The following is a 16,875-nucleotide window of genomic DNA, read 5'->3' as shown; positions in this document are numbered from 1 at the left end:
AAGTGGGGTTCCGCAGTTTAGTCACATTTTTATTATGGGGGCTATTTTATTATTATTTAATAAAAGTTCTTCAATAAATATTGAATACTCTAATACAATTTTATTGTTTGTCGCATATGCAATTTGTTATCTCTCTCATTGTGGTTGGTGTCGTATTTTTTGTATGGTACCCAACTCCTTTAGCTACAGCAGTGGGTGTCACTCAAATTTTCCTCATGATGTTGGCTATTGATGTCATTATTGGGCCAATATTGGGCTGGCTAGTCTATAAAGAAGGTAAAAAAACACTTAAATTTGACCTCAGTGTGATCATAACTATTCAAATTGCAGCACTTTGCTATGGGGTTTTTAGTATTGAACAAGGCCGGCCTGTGTGGTTAGTTTATAATGTTGATCGTTTTGAGTTAGTACGCAAAAATGAAATTGTGACAGAGCATTTAGATCAAGCACAGTCTCAATTCCAACAACTTTCATGGTTTAAACCGCAATTTGTCGCTACGGAGTTTTCTAAAGATGCTAACCAACGTAGTGAGGATATGTTTGCAGAGGTTTTTAATGGTATTTCTATTGCACAGCGTCCAGAACGCTATGTAGAGCTGACTCAAGCTAAAACCCAAATTCAACAACGTGCATTGCCACTTAAAGAATTGGAACAGTACAACTCAAAAACAGAAGTTGAAAAAACTTTAGCAAAATATCCAAAAGCCGATGCTTGGCTGCCTTTAAAAGCCAATGCCGTAGATATGGTGGTGCTGATAGATAAGGAAAAAGCTGAAGTCATTAAAATCGTTGATCTACGGCCTTGGAACTAAACTCTAATATTTCTCTCAAAAAGCAGATTACCCTTTAATCTGCTTTTTGTTTATCATGTGCCAAACTTCCACTGCTTGATATTTCCATGAAATTCACGCTCGCCCTTCTTGCCGCAATCCTGATCTCCCTTGCATGGCTTATGCCTATCCATTATCGTCCATGGGTCACCTATACGGGGGAGCTGTATGCCTTCTTTGCGTTATTTGCGCTCGCTGCAAGCTGTCTAAAAGAAAAACTAAAATTACCAGTAGTTGCTTTGCCATTATCGCTACTCGCCTGTGTTCCTCTTGTACATTTACTCGCAGGGCAGGTGTTTTTCTTTAGCACCGCTATGCTGGGCTTTATTTTCGTGTTTGGCTTTTGGCTGGCAAGTGTGTTGGGTTATAACCTGTCAACAGGAAACTCTAGCCGGGAAGAAACTTTCACTAACTTGAGTTATGTGTTTCTGGCTTCAGGTACAGTCACAGGCATTATCGCACTTTGCCAATGGACAAATCTGGATGCAATATTGCCAGGTATGGTGAATGTCAGTGGTAGTCAACGGCCTTATGCCAACTTTGCCCAGCCGAACAATATGGCGACTTTTTTAGTCATGGCATTGATGAGCTGCCTTTACTTATATGAAAAGAAAAAAATCCAGACCAAATGGTTATTTGCCTGCGCTGCAGTGATTATTATGGGAGTGGCGTTAAGTCAGTCGCGTACTGCTTGGGTCGCTGCGATTGCGATCATACTGTATCTGGCGTTCTATCAATATAAAGGCATTATTCGTCTGAAATGGTACTACAGCACAGCTTGGTTCATTTTCTTTATTGCCTGTATCGTGGCTTTTCCATTACTCAGTCAGTTCGCTGCACAGGCGATGGATGCGGATGTGGTGCAAAGTCGGGATGTGGTGTCGCGTGCCACTGGCGATATGTCACGTCTCGCGATCTGGCAGCAGATGCTGGCTGCAATTCAGGCGCAGCCATGGTTTGGCTATGGCTGGTATCAGACCAGCGTAGCTTTTGTCTCGATTAGTGATACGGTGCAAGGTCCGGTCTGGATTCGTAGCGCACATAATTTTATTCTAGATTTTTTACTCTGGAATGGACTGCTCATCGGTTTGCCTTTCTTGGCCTACTTTGGTTATTTGGGTTATCAGCTGCAACGCTGGGTCGATACCCCAGAGTCTGTGATTGGGATTCTGATGATCGGGACATTTGTCACGCATGCCATGTTTGAGTTTCCACAGCACTATGCCTATTTCCTGTTGCCAGTTGGTTTTATTCTGGGGACGGTCTTGGCACAGAATCCAAAAATTAAAACGGTTACGTTGCCTTCGATATGGATGAAACTGACTTTCAGCCTTGGATTGATCTTATTGCTCGTGATTTACCGTGATTATGATGTTGCGGTGCCAAAACTCGGACAAAGTATTCGTTATGAAATGCAGCCTGAAAAGATCACTAATGAAAAGCCGATTTATCTGCTGACTGAATTTAATCATCGGATTGCCTGGATTCGGGTCAATCCTTATCGCAAGATGAGCGAAGATGAAATTCATCAATATGAAAAGCTGGTGGTGAGCTATCCAACCAAATACAACTTTTTAAAATATATTCGTTTATTGGCTTATAACGGCTATGTAGATGAAGCACAGCATCAACTTCAGCGTTTAAATACGATTCAGAAAACTGAACTTAGCTATGCAGAAGTGACTAGGGATATGCCACGCCAATAAGTATAAAAAAAGCCAGCAGATGCTGGCTTTTTTTATTGTGAGTCGAATCTTAGAGCTGACTTTGAATATAGTTTTCGATACCCACACTTTCAATCAGGTCGATTTGCGTGGTCGTCCAGTCCAGATAGTTTTCTTCTTTTTCCAGAATTTCCTGTAGCAGATCGCGGGTCACATAATCCATTTCAGTTTCAGCCAGTGCCACAGCTTTATGAATGGTTTCGATATTTTCTTTGACTTTGCGCACATCACAATGCAGCACTTCTTGAGTGTGCTGGCCGATATACAGTTTGCCCAGATGTTGCAAATTTGGCAGACCTTCTAAAAATAAAATCCGTTCAATAATCTTGTCGGCATGCTTCATCTGCACAATGGATTCTTTATATTCTGCCGAGCCCAGTTTCTCAATGCCCCAGTCATTAAACATGCGTGAATGCAGGAAATACTGGTTAATTGCAGTTAGGTGGTGATACAACACCTGATTGAGCTGATTAATCACATCACGATTGCCTTTCATCACATAACTCCATTTGAACCTGTTTTATCTTTCTAAGAAAGCGCTCTAATGATGATAGTAAAGCAAGTCAGGGGGCAATGGCGAGTAATTTATAGAACAGCAAATGAAAATCGCAATCAAATCGATCCAGGCTTAGATCAACGGCAATAAAAACCCGCCAGAGTCAGAGGCGGGGGAGGAGGAATGATCTGAGATCATTGATTTATGATTATCTTTATTCGGTTTAGGCGGCCACAGCCAAACGGGCCGCAATTTGTGAAACTTCATCACTGATGATCATACGGGCTTCTGGCGCACAGCGGCCACAGCAGGTTCCCAAGTCCAATATATCGCGCACATCACGATACGTTTCAGCGCCATTTGCAATAGCATCTTTAATGTCTTGATCTGTAATGCCACGGCATAAACAAACGTACATAGGACACAACCACAGTGTTTAAATAAGATAAGTAATATTATTGATAATTGTTATCGTTTGTCAATAAAAATCATTTGAAATAGCTTTTATTATGATTGGTGATTTAGATAAAAAAATATCACTCAAGCAAAAATCCGATTATTGCTCGGGTTTTTGCTTGAGTGATTCATGATTGCAAACGAAATATAGAAGTTTAGGTGTTACATAAATTTTAAAAATTATTGCTGAATGATAACAACGCCATCCATCTCGACCAGAGCATCTTTTGGCAGGCTGGCAACACCGAGTGCTGCACGTGCTGGATAAGGCTGGGCAAAATATTCACCCATAATCTGGTTCACCAGCTGGAAGTGCGATAAATCGGTCAGATAGATATTCAGTTTGGCGATGTCTGCCAAAGAGCCGCCAGCCGCTTCACACACCGCTTTCAAGTTGTCGAATACACGGCGAATCTGAGCTTCAATGCCTTCAACCAGTTCCATACTATAAGGATCCAGACCAATTTGACCGGATAGATATAGGGTATCCCCCACTAAAATAGCTTGCGAATAGGTACCAATCGCAGCAGGGGCATTTTCAGTATGGATTACTTGGCGGGACATGAATTTCTCCTTTTATCATCAACATGCATCATATTCGATCAGTTCAACCGACAACAGCATTATCGTTTTAAATGATTAACTCGCTTTAGAGGCTTCGCTCAGAATGACCGGCCGGGTCAGACGGGTAATTCTTGGAAAACCGAAATACATACGCAGGTCCCGGATGATCTGGGCAATCTGTTTGCGGTTATGCACCACGATATTGACATAGGTCTGCTCATCCTGGGTGCGTACCATCTCTACCCCTGAATGTGCTTTACGACATTGATAAATTAGGTCGGAAATCTGCTCATCATCCATGGCCAGATCAATGCTGAGATAGGCGCTAAAGCTGATATCGTCCAGATCGTCGGCAGTCCACTGCAAGGGCATGATATTTTCAGGGTGCTGATGCTGTTCATGCAGCAGGTTATGACAGCGTGAACGGTGCACAATCAGGCCACGACGAGTCAAATGACCCTGAATCGGATCGCCCAGCACCGGATTACAGCAATGTGCATATTTGACATCTACACCTTCAGTGCCCTGAATCAGGCGCCCTGAGCTGGCAATGTTTTGATGCTGGTCTTGGGCGAATAAATGATTGGCCACCAGTTGCGGCAATAAGTCACCGACTGCAATCTGCTCAAACAGCTGCTCTTGAGTGGCAATATGGCGCCATTCCAGCAGGTTTTTCCAGTCCGCTTCGGTCAGATCCCGGATCGAACGATGAAACAGTTTTAGGGCACGATTCAGTGCTTGCTGACCGACCAGACGCTGTTCGTCCAGATCCTGATCGCGCAAGATATTCTGAATGGCACGGCGGGCTTTCTGGGTGTTGATAAAGCTGAGCCAGTCCGGGTTGGGGGTTGCCAGGACATCAGTAATGATTTCGACCACCTGGCCGCTGACTAGCGGGGTAGAGAGCGGTTTGGTCTCATTGTTAATTTTCGCCCCGATGGCATGGTTGCCCAGGAACAGGCTGGCCGCATAAGCAAAATCAACCGCTGTTGCACCTTGTGGCAATTCGTGTAAATGCCCATGCGGGGTATACACCCAGATCTTTTCCTGATGCAGATAATCCAGTAATTCACTAAAGGTGGTTTTGGCACATTCACCATCGACCAACACGTTCAGATTTTGCATCGAGGCCTGAATTGCAGAACGACAGGCTTGCGGGGCATTTTCACCCAGTACCACACCAAAACGTGCGGCTTTACGCATCAGTTCGGTTTGAATGGTGAGCGATAACGTGGTTTTTTCACCTTTTAAACGCATCATCAAGGACTGGTTGCCACCGGGTAATGGACGGCGAATATGATCTTCATAGCTTTGAATTTTAAAGCTTTGAGTCAGAATTTCTGCCAGACGGTCACAATCTGCAATGCTTTGTAAAATAATTTCAAATGCATGACTATGGGTCAGCTCTTGCAGGTCAATATCATTTTTAACAAAATGACGTAACAGCTCAATATTGTTATTTTTCTTTTTGATTCGACCTTCAATTTTATAGTCTTCTAAGAGATCATTCAGCTTTTGTTCCCAGATCGCCTGATATTCACAACGTTTTGGCTTGGTTTCTAACAGCGCTGCCTGAACGTTGTTATACATGTCCAGATCAAGATTCTGATAACACAGATGTTCCAGATTGTCGGCCATTTCATTCATGCCGACAATACGTGCCATCGGCACAAAAATTTCAAAGGTTTCGCGGGCGATACGCGCACGTTTGTCCGGGCGCAGCGCCTCCAAAGTGGTCATGTTGTGATAGCGGTCAGCCAGTTTCACAATAATGACACGTGGGTCCTGTAAGGTGGCTTGCAGGATTTTTCGGAATGACGCGGCTTTATTATATTCTTTATCGCTGGAATGGCTGAGTTTGGTCACGCCATCGACCAGCTCGGCCACGGTAAAACCAAAAGTCTCGCTAATATCATCTTTGTTAAAGTCAGTATCTTCAATAACATCATGCAGCAGGGCGGCCATCAGGGTTTCAGTATCCAGCCGCATATGAGCCAAAATACAGCTTACCGCAATCGGGTGCAGAATATAGGGTTCGCCGCTTTTACGGGTAATACCTTCATGGGCCAGATCTGCATAATCACAAGCCGCAAGCACACGCTCGACTTCGCTTTCATTTAAATACGCGTCGATAATGATATGTAATTGTTGCTTGGCTTGACTGACCTGTGGCCCTGGCATAAAACACCTTTTAAACTGGATTTTCTTACAAACAAAAAACTGAAAGCTCTAATGAAATCGAAATCATAAAGCTTGTCAATTTTTTTCATGCTTAAAAGCAGAAAACCGGGACAAACTCGGGAGCTAACTGTTAAGTTATAACCGTTCTAGCATAAATATAAAAGCCAGAAAACAAAAAAAGCCTAGTTTTAAACTAGGCTTTTTTTCAGGAGGAGGGCTTATTGGAAAGAAAAGCCATCCAGATTAAGGTTGTTTGCAGAAAGTGCCAGATCCAAGCTCGAAGTTTGGTAATCCTGATCACGCTGTTTTAAAATATCTTTGGACACATGCCCTGCAGCGATTTCACGCAAAGCCACTACAGTCGGCTTGTCGTTGTCCCATTCCACAGTCGGTTCAATGCCTTGACGTGCCAATTGACGCGCGCGTTTGCTTGCCACTAGTACAAGCTCAAAGCGGTTGTCTACATGGTCTAAACAATCTTCAACGGTTACGCGTGCCATAAGAATTCTCGTTTGAATAGTAAATTTTAACAGACTGCACAGTATAAAAGGCTTTGCCTAGAGACTCAAGTTTTAATCACTCGGCGCTCGGTGTAATTAAAGCCTGGATCAGTTTTTCATGACGATTGGCTTGCTGCGACAAGGTCAAACGGTTGGCGATAATGACCGCTTCGAGATCATGCAGTGCCTTGTTAAAGTCATCATTGATAATAATATAGTCAAAGTTGCTATATTGCTGCATATCTTCCACTGCACAGCTCAGACGATGTTCAATCACATCAACTGTGTCCGTACCCCGGTTAGATAGACGTTCACGTAGGTCAAACTGACTTGGTGGCAAGATAAAAATTTGTTGAGATTCAGGAAAAAGTCGACGGACTTGTTGTGCACCTTGCCAGTCAATTTCCAGCAGCACATCATGGCCTTTGGCCAGTTGTTCTTTAACGGTCGCCTGCGCGGTACCGTAGTAATTACCGAATACTTCTGCGTATTCAATAAAACCACCTTCATTGACCAGATTTAAAAAATCGTCTTTCTGGGAGAAATGATAGTGCACGCCATCGAGTTCGCCAGGTCGTTGACCGCGTGTGGTATGGGACACAGAAACGTGAAGGTTATTGACACGCTCAAGTAGGGCTTTAACAAGGGATGTTTTGCCTGTTCCAGACGCTGCAGAAACGACAAACAAGAGACCCGACATGATATTTTTCCTGATATGATAAAATATCTTCTCTATTTTAGAGTAGACCGGCTTTAAACTAAATAGTTACCAGTCGATTGTTTTACATTTATTTCAATTGAACCGCTAAAAATGGTGTGAGTATTGAGGATTCTATGGAAATTGTTTTAGCCAACCCACGTGGTTTTTGTGCTGGTGTAGATCGTGCCATTGCGATCGTGAACCGTGCCCTAGAATGCTTTAATCCACCGATTTATGTACGGCATGAAGTGGTACATAACAAATTTGTAGTCGATGACCTACGTCAGCGTGGCGCGATCTTTGTTGATGAACTTGATGAAGTGCCCGATGACAATATTGTGATTTTTAGCGCACATGGTGTTTCCAAGGCGGTACAACTTGAAGCCGAACGCCGTGGTTTAAAAGTTTTCGATGCGACTTGTCCATTGGTGACCAAGGTGCATATTGAAGTGACCAAATATGCGCGTGAAGGCGTAGAAGCCATTCTGATTGGTCATGAAGGTCACCCTGAAGTCGAAGGTACCATGGGTCAGTATGACAAGAAAAATGGTGGTGAAATTTATCTGGTCGAAGATGAAGAAGATGTTGCTGCCTTAACTGTGCATCATCCTGAAAAAGTGGCTTTTGTCACGCAAACGACCTTATCGATTGATGATACGGCGAAAGTGATTGATGCTTTACGCCAAAAATTCCCTTTAATTCAAGGGCCGCGTAAAGATGATATTTGCTATGCCACCCAAAACCGCCAGGATGCAGTACGAGATCTAGCCGAGCGTTGTGATGTGGTACTTGTCGTGGGTTCGCCAAATTCATCAAACTCCAACCGTCTGCGTGAGTTGGCAGAACGTATGGGTAAAGCGGCCTATCTGGTTGATAATGCCGATGAACTCAAACAGGAATGGTTTGAAGAAAATGCCCAGATTGGAGTAACCGCCGGAGCCTCTGCACCAGAAATTCTGATTAAACAAGTCATTCAGCGTTTACAGGATTGGGGTGCCCAAGCACCTAAAGAGCTGGATGGTCGTGAAGAGAATATTACATTTAGTTTACCTAAAGAGTTACGTATTCCGGTAACTCAAGCCTAAAGTGTTAAGTACTTAACATTCTGAATTTTTTAGGAATTGACAGATAATTGCTTTTTGGCAATTATCTGTTTTTTTATACCTTTTATCTGTTGTGTGTATGTTTTGTAATTAAGTGAGATATTATTTTTAATAGGGTAAAGTTTTGTTGCTTTGGGGGCGGGATGAAAAAGAATAAGGGATTTACGTTAATTGAGCTGATGGTGACGATTGCAGTGTTGGCGATTGTTGCCATGATGGCTGCGCCTTCGTTTGGGGATTTGATTGCAAAGAGAAAGCTGGATGCAGAAACAAGAGGGTTATCTTTTGTTTTGAGTCAAGCACGTGTGCAGGCAACAACATTAAGAGCAAATGTAACTTTAAAATTTCAGCAAGGTCAGAATACTCCCAGATTGATGTATTGGGTACCTGAATCAGAAACAATTTTACTAGATTCAACTTCAAATGATGTTGATTTTTCAGATGTTATTTTTACTCCAATTGGTCAGCCAAAACAAAGAGTAAAAATGATTCCTAACCCTGATTATAACGATGCTATACCCGAAGATCCTGATTCTAATCCACAGTTGAAAGAGACTCGGATCCCTTTGAAATTTACATTGTGTAATCCAGAAATTCATCAAAGCAGAATAATTTCATTGTCTATGAATGGCACTGTAACAGATATTAAATCAGGACAATGCTAATGAATAATTCTAAAAAACAGGCGGGTGTTGGACTTATAGAAGTTTTAGTTGCTTTGTTACTAATTGCAATTGGAGTACTGGGTTTTTCGGCTTTACAGTTGCGGGCGATGGATGCAGCAAATGAGGCTGCCGATAGAACTCTGGCCATTAATATTGCACGTGATTTAGCAGAACGAATGCGCGTAAATAAAACAGAATTGGGTCAATATAAAATATCTATTAATGCAATGAAAACCAGTGAAACAGGATGCGTAGGTCGTTTATCTGGGTATATCCCAAATTGTAATGCCAAAAAGATGGCCGACTATGATGCTTCAGAAATTAATATAAAAGCGAAAGATATAGGGCATCTGCTCAGAATAGATGCCTGCAAAGGATCTACATTAAATTGTATTTATGTTGCTTGGGGAGACACTGATATAAAAAGCTCAACTGATCAGTGTGTTACATCTTCAGGGAGTTATGTCGCTAATGCACAATGTTTAGTCATGGAGGCTTATTAAATGAATATGAGTCTTCCACAAATGAATAAAGGTTTTACATTGCTGGAGCTAATGATTGCATTGGCTCTTGGCTTGATTGTGAGTGCTATTGCAATTCAACTTACACTTACAGCTCAAAAGAGTGTTTCTACTCAGCAGGCAATGTCAAATTTACAAAGTGATGCTTTGTTTGGTCTGGAAGCAGTGGTACGTGATGTCCGGTTGGCAAACTTAAATGCATCGGATGTGGTGGTAAATGATACCGTGACTCATGGTGGGGTGGTTCTAGATGGTAGAAATTATACTTCCAAGCGAACTGCAGCTGGGTTAGCTGATCTGGTACTTGTAGATGCTTTGTCAAAAGGTGAAGTGGCAAATACTTCAAATCTCCAGGGAGTCAATAGTGATCAATTGGTCATTCAATATAGAAATATGATGGAAGCTCAATTTGATTGTGAAGGGCAAAAAATTCCGGTTGGTAGTTATATCGTTCAAAAATACTTTGTCCGTAAAGACACTATACAAAGTGCTTCGAATGATCCAAATGAACCATTTGCTCTTGCTTGTAAGGCATTTACTTATACTGGCGATGAACCTGCCAAAATTGATTTAAGTGGTACGGGTGAAATTATTATTCCACGTGTTGATTATTTCGGAGTCATGCTTGGCGTAGCCCAAGATAAATGTGCAGCAGCCGATGTTGCGGATGGTGTCATGAGCTGTTTTGGTTATATATCTATTCAAGACTATCAAGCCTTAACTACAAAACCTCAAATCGTAATGATTAAAGTTGGAATGTTGGTTCGTTCAACAAATTCAATTGGTGCAAATGATTTATATGATAAAGATAAAATTTACAATGTTTTAAATGTGCAAGCCAAGCTTAAAGATGATGTTAAAAACAAGATGTATATGCGTAATATTGTGACCCAAACAATTGCCATACGTAATGGTTTTGGTATAGAGAAGCAGCAATAGGATGGGCAATATGAAAACGATACATAATATGAAAAATCAGTCCGGAGCAGTATTAATCGTTGTTTTGGTCATGATTGTTGTCATTGCTATTGCGGGTACGTGGGCGATACGTTCAAGTATTACTTCTTTAAATATTTCAACAAATGCACAAGCTCAGTCGCTGCTTATGCAAAATAGTGATTCCGTATTTTATACTTTGGAAAACAAGACCAGCAATGATTTAACCTTTGCTCAAATGCGTATTGGGGATGGTATGTTGGCTTATGTATTAAGACCTGAAAATAAAGGTAAAGAGCTTGTATTTTGTATTAGGGGAACCTCTACAGATAATTTTTCAGGAAGTCGTATTGCCAGTTCAGCCTATTGGCAGGGTAATAGCATCGTAAATAGTGAATTGGGAACCAATGGTTTTTGTCAAATAACACGCAGTGATTTTATTAGTGGGCGTCAGGCAGTGATGACTCAGGTATCTGTTCGCGCAGCAGATGCTTCACGAGATTGGGAGCATATGATGGAAGGTGATGATAAAGAAAGCTCAAAAAGTACAGGGATCCAAAAGGTAGCCATTACCGCAACATCAATACTGCCGAATTTAAGCAGTGCTAGTTTAAAGCAAGTTAGCAGATGTTTGTCTGACTACACCAGTTTTGTTGATCCGCTTGTTAAAAATGACACTGTTACTGATTGTTTATCACAACTAAGTGTTCCATATAGTACGCAAGAAATGGAATACAGTCTGCGTTCGCTAAAAGCTAGCTCGTAGGAGATGAAGAAATGAGAAAAATAAATATCCTTAAGCATCCTCTATCGGGTGAACAAAAAATTATGCAAAAACTTAAACTTTCTACTTTAGCAGCTTCAATTACTCTAGTAATTGCTCAAAGTGCTAGTACGTATGCGAGTGATATAGAGATTTATACCAAACCTTCAGCAACCGCGAGTTCTGGTGTGGTTGTGATGATGTTGGATACATCTGGTAGTATGGATGTATCAGTAGTTGGAAGCAGTGCATGCGATTTTCCTGAAAGTGCCACAAATAAAAAATATACAAATAATTCATCGTATAGGGAAACTCTGCCTAGCTCTGCTGGTGGTTACTCGAGAAGGTTTTGTACAGCTGATATACGAACTTTTTACTTCAAGCAAATCCCTAAGAAAGATTGTGGTAGATGGGACCCGTGGTGTACACCAGTCCCAACTGAGCAATGGTATTCATGTGGAGTGGAAGGTACTTTTAATAAAAATCTATGCACAACATTAATTAGTAAACCTAATATAAATGATTACACTAAAGATAGTGAAAACTATTATTTTCGAGAAGAAAAAAATAAAAAAATATATGATCGAATGAGTCGCTTAAAAGATGCTTTGTACACTCTTGCTACAATGCCAGTCTATGATGAGGAAACAGAGGTGGGCATTAAGGCGGATGTAAAAATTGGTATAGGAACGTTCCCTTATGTTGGTGGTAATGAAAATAATTTAAGAGGTTATATTCGAATACCAGCTGAAACTTGGGGGCCAGTTGGTTCTACACAACGAAAAAAAGTATTAGATCTTATTAAAAATTCAAGCTTTAACGGAACAGGTGGCACACCTACTTCAGCGGCTTATGCTGAAGCTGCTGCTTATCTTCTGGGTACGACCACTGGTGGAGGAAATTATAGTGGTATCAATTTATCTAAAGCGGTAGATAGTTCTCTCGTTTCAGGAGCAAATTATGTTTCTCCGTTAGACAAATCTGCAGGTGCAGCAGAATGTAGTGGTCAAGGAATCTATTTTTTAACAGACGGCCAGCCTCAATCGCCTAAAGATACAGATAATAGCGTCTTGATGGGAAAAGCGTTAGGGTTGAATTCTTATAATAAAACTTCTAGCTTGACTGGGGGGGCAAATGAGGGCGGGACCTATAGAGCATTTTGGAGTCAGATTGGTGCATTTTCTCAATCTTTGAATGATGTAGATATAGTAAAAAAAGCTTTAGGCGTAAGTGAAGCGAAACGAGAAGTGCTAACAGCTGTTGTTGGTTTTGGTTCAGTCTTTGATGGTGATTATACGGATATGAATCAAGATGCAAAAAATGCCTATGATTGGGGCTTGTTAGCTGAAGATGGAGGTAGTTATGGACAAGGTGGCTTTATTGCAGCGAGAGAGTCAGATGAAGTTGTAAAGAGCTTAAATGAATTTATTGGTAAGGTTGGTGGTGCTATTCCGAGTATTAGTACAGGTTCATCCACAATTCCATTAGATGCATTAAATCCTGAAATTATTCAACCCTATTCATATTTTCCTCAGTTTGAACCTAAAGTTGATGATGATGCAAAACAACAATTATGGTTTGGTAACCTAAAAAAATTCCATGTGGTGAATAATGGTGTATTTGCAGATGAAAATGGGACGAAGAAAGTTGTTGTAGAAGTAAATAAAAAAAGTCGTCTGCAAGATGTTCGAGATATTTGGGCAAATGGAACTATATCTCAAGGTGATTCTATTTATGCTAAGTATGGTGCTTTAAATAAAATGCCATTAGGTACTACAATTTCAGCTGATTCAACGATTGCAGGTCGTAATTTATTGACTGATTATGAGTTTGATAGTACAGAAAGTGCAGGTAATCAAATTAAGCAGAATTTAGGATTAGTACGAATTACACATCAATATACAACTGATGCAAAAACCAAGACTGATAATGCTAATCGTATCAAAGGACTAATGGGACTTCTTGGTTATAATATTTCCAATGCAAATCAAGATTTAGTAAATGAACCTGCAAATATGCGCCAGATGGGCAGTTTATTGCATTCATTGCCTGTTTTACTTACTCAAGAAGGTGAGGCAGTAGCGAAACTCAATGCCGATAAGAAAGTTGTGATTGATACAGAAAGTCGTAAAGATTACGTACTCTTTGGTACAACACAGGGCCTTTTACATGTGGTTGATGCAGAGACAGGTGTTGAAAAATTCAGTTTTTTACCTAAAGAAATGGCTGAAAAACAGTATGAGCTTTTTAAATATGGTGCAGGTACTTGGGATCACGGTAAAGATGGTTTGTATTATGGTGTAGACGGAGAATGGGCAGCGCATACTGTTTATGTTAGTAAAGATGACGGTACTTTAACTGTTGATGGTGCTGTTCGAAATGTAGCTGGGGGCAATGAAAATGAAAAAGAAAACTTGCAAGGGAAACAATGGGTTTATGGTGGATTACGTATGGGTGGGCGTAGCTACTATGCTCTTGATTTAACAGGACTAAGTGATTCTAATTCATATAAGCCAAAAATTAAATTTCATATCGATCCGACTACCGGGACTGTGCGAAAATCAAAAGTAAATAAAGATGGTTCTATAGATTTAAGTATTAAGCATTATCCTGCTATAGGAAATATGGGTCAAAGTTGGTCAAAGCCTAAGCTCGATTACGTTAACTGGAATGGAAAACGGAAACTCGTCATGTTTGTTGGCGGTGGTTATGATGCAGGTGGCCTTAATGGTGATGGTACTTATGATGATAAGGGTGTTCGTAATGGTTATGGAGGATATGAAAAATATAATTATAGACAAGATCTAGATGCTAAGAATGAAATTGGATCTGGTGTATATATGTTTGATGCGGATAATGGTGATTTACTTTGGTATGCGAGTAAAACTAAACATACTGAAGTAGATACTGCAGATATAAATTATTTGCAGCCCGATAAATATACCAAAAATGATAATTTAAAATACAGTGTTGTGAGTGAAATTAAAACAGTTGACCGAAATAATGATGGAATTGTCGATCATCTTTACTTTGGAGATTTGGCTGGCCAAGCTTTCCGGGTTGATTTAAATAAACCGAATATAGATAAAACCGGTTTTACATTTGAGCCTCAAGTTACTCGAATTTTAAATTTAAATAATTCTAATGGTAAAAGTCCGAGATTCTATTTGCCACCTGTATTTACTGCACATCATAGTGCAGGTAAGACAGAAGGCGGGAATATTGTGATGGCAACATTCATATCTGGTAACAAGAGTTCGCCATTATTGGGTACAAGTGAATCTCCACAAAAAGACGTAACAGGACTTGCTATGGATGCAGTCTATGGCATCTATCAATATGATATTCTTCCAACAGGTGAATATTATCCAGACAATTCTGCGTCTGATAGTAAAAATAAAGATAAGATATTATCTTTAGATACATTGAAACCGGAACTAAAGCAGTTAATGCCATTAACTACTATTACTAATAATAAAAATGCAACTACCATGCTCGGTGCAAAAATTAGTGCTACTGATGGATGGGGTGGCTGGTATTATAAATTAAATAAAAATATAGAGGATGGTGTTGAAACCGCAGGAATTGTTAAAGGGATTACACCATTGGTTGCTATGGAAGGTAATCTTTATGCAACGCTATATGACTCTTCAGAGGCAGGATCAACTGAAACTTGTGGTGCAGGTGTAAAAGGGAATAGTTTCACTCAACGGTTATGTTTACCAACGGGTGTCTGTCAAGAGCAAGCTAATTTTAAATATAATTTAGGTTCGGGTATTGTTAGCTTGAACGTAGGCCCTATGTCGAGTAATAAAGGTAATAAAGGAATTATTATTCCTGATCCAACTCGTGAGGAAAATATTAAATGTATTGGAGCAGACTGCCCAACGGCAGGAAATCGCTTTATTCCTGCGGGCGGTGCTTTAAAATTCATTCCTCATCGTTGGTATGAACGTTATTCTACTAAGGGACAGTAATATGAAAATATATTATTTAAAAACTCTTAGTCGAGGTTTTACCTTAATTGAGTTGATGATTGTTGTTGTGATTGTCGCTGTATTAGCGGCAATTGCACTGCCTTCATATCAACACTACATTAGGAAAGGAAATTTAGCTCAAGCCCAGCAGGAGATGCAAAAATTAGCAGAACAGCTCGAACGCCATAAAGCCAAGAACTTTAGCTATAAGGGATTTGATGCATCCTATCTGTATACAGATAAAGCGGGTGTTGTTAATGGTAATTTTGATTCCGTAGCTCAAGAAATAAAACTTCCTTTAAATACTACAAATCCCCGTTATAAAATATCAATTATTGGCTTTTATTCAGTTAATGAATTCATAGTCGATGAGGATGGAAAGATTACGGGTGTGAATGCAGCTGAAGTTAAGCTTGATAAATTAAATAAGACAATTAATTTTGATAAAGTCACACAATCAGATATGTTTGCCATTGGTAGTAATTGGGCAATGCAAGCTGAAAGTCTGGATGGCCAAAATTATAAATTATTGCTTAATAGCGCGGGTACGAAGTGTATGAATAAAGAGGACTATACTAAAGTTACTTATTTTACCTGTGGTACTGAAGATGATGGGGCTCAGCCATGGTGAAACAAGGTTTTAGCTTGATTGAGTTGATGCTAGTAATAGCAATTATTGCTATTCTAGCTGCAATTGCTTACCCATCATATTCTGAGTATAAAATTAGAACAAATCGAGTAGAGACTCAATCAGAACTGATGTTCATTGCTCAAAGAATGAATGAGTATAAAGGTGTAAATGGATCATTTAAGGAGGCAACAGTACTCAAGCTTTATGGGGCTAGTACTATTCCTAAATCTAATGGTTTGTATGATGTCGCTTTTGACCCTTCACCTACAGCAGCTTCTACATGGACTTTGGTAGCTAAACCGAAGATGGGCACAATTCAAAAAGATAACGGTTGGCTGTGTTTGAATTATAAAGGAGAGCGGTTATGGATCAAAGGTCAAACCAGTTGTTCCAATCTTTCACCTGCTACAACTTGGGACGGCCGCTAACTAAACCCAAAATTGTAGCTAACCTACTTTTAATCTTTCATTCAGGGTAAACTTCGCGTAAAATGTTGCCCTCTATGAAAGGGGTTTGAAATGTATCGGTGGTCGGTGCAGGGATAATCCGTAAAAACTATAAGGTTCTATCATGGTTGTTATTCGTCTTACTCGCGGTGGTGCTAAAAAACGTCCGTTCTATCAAATCGTTGTAACTGATAGCCGTAATGCACGTGACGGTCGTTTCATCGAACGTATCGGTTTCTTCAACCCGACAGCTCAAGGTAAAGCAGAAAAACTTCGTTTAGATGCTGACCGTTTTGCTCACTGGGTTTCTCAAGGTGCTCAACCTTCAGATCGCGTTGCTTCTTTAGCTGCTCAAGCTAAAAAAGCTGCAACTGCTGTTTAA

17 protein-coding genes are annotated in these 16,875 nt (G+C 40.4%); 11 read left to right on the top strand and 6 right to left on the bottom strand.

Translation table 11 applies throughout. The annotated features are described in order from the left end of the window. The first annotated feature begins 116 nt into the window (after positions 1-116). Together tfpZ and FTV48_RS01660 are read left to right on the top strand one after the other, a co-directional pair. Positions 117-812 (top strand): TfpX/TfpZ family type IV pilin accessory protein, encoded by a 696-nt coding sequence (gene tfpZ / locus FTV48_RS01665; protein WP_373683523.1) that lies wholly within the window; start codon positions 117-119, stop codon positions 810-812. A gap of 86 nt (positions 813-898) precedes the next feature. Further along, a complete protein-coding gene (locus FTV48_RS01660; RefSeq protein WP_179999201.1) occupies positions 899-2,536 on the top strand; it encodes a PglL family O-oligosaccharyltransferase in 1,638 nt (545 codons plus the stop codon). Between the two features lie 49 nt (positions 2,537-2,585). Here the strand turns inward: FTV48_RS01660 and bfr are convergent, their stop codons facing one another. From bfr to gmk, 6 genes are all read right to left on the bottom strand, one after another. After that, the gene (bfr, locus tag FTV48_RS01655; protein WP_179999199.1) at positions 2,586-3,050 is read right to left on the bottom strand and encodes a bacterioferritin; all 465 of its coding nucleotides are present in this window, start codon (positions 3,048-3,050) and stop codon (positions 2,586-2,588) included. A 223-nt stretch (positions 3,051-3,273) separates the two neighbouring features. After that, positions 3,274-3,468: a bacterioferritin-associated ferredoxin gene (locus tag FTV48_RS01650; RefSeq protein ID WP_004732422.1), complete on the bottom strand. Its 195-nt coding sequence runs from the start codon at positions 3,466-3,468 to the stop codon at positions 3,274-3,276. 218 nt (positions 3,469-3,686) lie between these two features. Continuing rightward, on the bottom strand, positions 3,687-4,070 hold the full coding sequence (locus FTV48_RS01645) for a RidA family protein (protein WP_005263848.1): 384 nt from the start codon (positions 4,068-4,070) through the stop codon (positions 3,687-3,689). 75 nt (positions 4,071-4,145) lie between these two features. Beyond that, on the bottom strand, positions 4,146-6,251 hold the full coding sequence (locus FTV48_RS01640) for a bifunctional (p)ppGpp synthetase/guanosine-3',5'-bis(diphosphate) 3'-pyrophosphohydrolase (protein ID WP_179999197.1): 2,106 nt from the start codon (positions 6,249-6,251) through the stop codon (positions 4,146-4,148). Positions 6,252-6,469: 218 nt separating this feature from the next. After that, complete coding sequence (gene rpoZ, locus FTV48_RS01635; protein WP_004650579.1) at positions 6,470-6,751, bottom strand: DNA-directed RNA polymerase subunit omega; 282 nt, start codon at positions 6,749-6,751, stop codon at positions 6,470-6,472. Positions 6,752-6,827: 76 nt separating this feature from the next. Next, the gene (gene gmk / locus FTV48_RS01630) at positions 6,828-7,451 is read right to left on the bottom strand and encodes a guanylate kinase (protein WP_179999195.1); all 624 of its coding nucleotides are present in this window, start codon (positions 7,449-7,451) and stop codon (positions 6,828-6,830) included. Between the two features lie 134 nt (positions 7,452-7,585). Here gmk and ispH point away from each other — a divergent pair, with 134 nt between their 5' ends. The 9 genes from ispH to rpsP all read left to right on the top strand — a co-directional run bounded on the left by ispH (position 7,586) and on the right by rpsP (position 16,875). Then, positions 7,586-8,536, top strand: coding sequence for a 4-hydroxy-3-methylbut-2-enyl diphosphate reductase (gene ispH, locus FTV48_RS01625; protein WP_005168840.1), 951 nt, complete (start codon positions 7,586-7,588; stop codon positions 8,534-8,536). 161 nt (positions 8,537-8,697) lie between these two features. Beyond that, positions 8,698-9,219, top strand: coding sequence for a prepilin-type N-terminal cleavage/methylation domain-containing protein (locus FTV48_RS01620; protein ID WP_100355160.1), 522 nt, complete (start codon positions 8,698-8,700; stop codon positions 9,217-9,219). Continuing rightward, entirely contained in the window at positions 9,219-9,722 is a 504-nt protein-coding gene (gene pilV / locus FTV48_RS01615) for a type IV pilus modification protein PilV (protein ID WP_100355159.1), read from the top strand. The genes FTV48_RS01620 and pilV overlap by 1 nt, the downstream gene beginning before the upstream one ends. Next, positions 9,723-10,679 (top strand): PilW family protein, encoded by a 957-nt coding sequence (locus FTV48_RS01610; RefSeq protein WP_100355158.1) that lies wholly within the window; start codon positions 9,723-9,725, stop codon positions 10,677-10,679. It begins immediately after the preceding gene. Positions 10,680-10,689: 10 nt separating this feature from the next. Beyond that, positions 10,690-11,442 (top strand): hypothetical protein, encoded by a 753-nt coding sequence (locus FTV48_RS01605; RefSeq protein ID WP_100355219.1) that lies wholly within the window; start codon positions 10,690-10,692, stop codon positions 11,440-11,442. Positions 11,443-11,453: 11 nt separating this feature from the next. Continuing rightward, positions 11,454-15,416, top strand: a complete 3,963-nt coding sequence (locus tag FTV48_RS01600) for a hypothetical protein (protein WP_179999193.1) — start codon at positions 11,454-11,456, stop codon at positions 15,414-15,416. 1 nt (position 15,417) lies between these two features. Further along, positions 15,418-16,047, top strand: coding sequence for a type IV pilin protein (locus FTV48_RS15105; RefSeq protein ID WP_179999192.1), 630 nt, complete (start codon positions 15,418-15,420; stop codon positions 16,045-16,047). Further along, complete coding sequence (locus tag FTV48_RS01590) at positions 16,041-16,475, top strand: type IV pilin protein (protein WP_100355155.1); 435 nt, start codon at positions 16,041-16,043, stop codon at positions 16,473-16,475. The genes FTV48_RS15105 and FTV48_RS01590 overlap by 7 nt, the downstream gene beginning before the upstream one ends. A gap of 142 nt (positions 16,476-16,617) precedes the next feature. Beyond that, positions 16,618-16,875 (top strand): 30S ribosomal protein S16, encoded by a 258-nt coding sequence (gene rpsP / locus FTV48_RS01585; RefSeq protein WP_005094274.1) that lies wholly within the window; start codon positions 16,618-16,620, stop codon positions 16,873-16,875.

It is taken from the genome of Acinetobacter sp. YH18001 (assembly GCF_013416975.1).
Lineage (GTDB): Bacteria > Pseudomonadota > Gammaproteobacteria > Pseudomonadales > Moraxellaceae > Acinetobacter > Acinetobacter pseudolwoffii.
This window is presented reverse-complemented; position numbering and strand designations above follow the sequence as displayed.